This window comes from Hymenobacter edaphi, from assembly GCF_003258365.1.
Classification (GTDB): domain Bacteria; phylum Bacteroidota; class Bacteroidia; order Cytophagales; family Hymenobacteraceae; genus Solirubrum; species Solirubrum edaphi.
Genome location: NZ_QHKM01000040.1, coordinates 1 through 535, shown reverse-complemented (window position 1 = coordinate 535; position 535 = coordinate 1). Strand labels below are relative to the sequence as shown.

The 535-nt window shown below is 69.5% G+C and carries 1 protein-coding gene; it reads right to left on the bottom strand.

Annotated features, from left to right (window positions below; translation table 11 throughout):
• Nucleotides 1-535: aldose epimerase family protein (locus tag DLM85_RS24830; protein ID WP_481249171.1), on the bottom strand; the 535-nt coding region annotated here is incomplete at both ends.

Here is a 535-nt window from a genome sequence, read left to right as displayed (position 1 = left end):
GTGCGGCCCGAGGCGGGCTCGTACACCGTGGCGGCCGGGTGCATCCCGTCGGCCTGGGTGAGCACCCAGTTGTGGTCGTAGCCGCCGGGCACCTGCGCTATCCGCTCCCCGATGCCGTGGGGCGTGGTGAAGTCGAAGGGCGTGCCCTGCACCGGGCGCAGCTCCCCGGTCGGAATCAGCCCGGCGTCGACCACCGTGTAGCGGGCGGCCGGCAAAGTCACCTGGTGGCTGAGCACGTCCTGCGACCGGCCCAGCGCCAGGTTGAAGTACGCGTGGTTCGTGAGGTTGACGGGCGTGGCCTTGTCGGTGGTGGCCGCGTACTCGATTTTCAGTGCGTCGTCAGTGGTGAGCGTGTAGACCACCGTCACCTGCAGGTTGCCGGGGTAGCCCTCCTCGCCGTCCTTGCTCAGGTAGCGCAGCTTCAGCGTCGGGCCCTCGGCCGAGGTGCCGGGCTCGGCCTGCCAGAGCACCTTGTCGAAGCCCTTCAGGCCGCCGTGCAGGTGGTTGGCGCCGTTGTTGTTGGCCAGGGTGTAGG